1 protein-coding gene is annotated in these 528 nt (G+C 42.6%); it reads left to right on the plus strand.

The window, feature by feature from the left end:
• Window positions 1–528 (plus strand): aromatic amino acid transport family protein (locus tag R7Z47_RS26700; protein ID WP_318131004.1); only part of this gene is annotated, 528 nt, incomplete at both ends.

A 528-nucleotide genomic window follows, 5' to 3' on the forward strand; every position in this document is an offset into this window, starting at 1 on the left:
GTTTGCGTTAAAGCTAGTCGCAATGGTTGCGGTACTGTCATTTTTAGCGCCAAACGTTACCGAGTCATACTTGCTAAGCATGCCTATCGAACAGGGACTTATTGTTGCGGCGATTCCAGTGATTTTCACATCGTTTGGTTTCCACGGTAGTATTCCTGCAATCGTAAACTACCTAGATGGCGATACGTCATCTTTGCGCAAAGCGGTTATTGTTGGTTCGACGATTCCTTTAGTTATCTACATTTTCTGGCAAATCGTTACCTTAGGCGTAGTAAGCCAAGATGCGCTTATTGAAAACGGTGGCTTGAGTGCACTTATTGGTCAATTATCTCAAACTGTTCACAAATCCAACTTGAGCAGCATTGTAGGTGTATTTGCCGACCTTGCACTTCTCACCTCGTTTTTAGGTGTGAGCTTAGGTTTGTTCGAATTTTTAGGTGATACGATCAAAGGCAAAAGTGAGAAACCAAATCGCTTGTTAGCTGCAGTGATTACGTTTACTCCACCACTTGGTTTTGCGCTTTTTTA

The sequence above is a fragment of the Vibrio sp. 1641 genome, from assembly GCF_033339995.1.
Taxonomy (GTDB): Bacteria; Pseudomonadota; Gammaproteobacteria; order Enterobacterales; family Vibrionaceae; genus Vibrio; species Vibrio alginolyticus.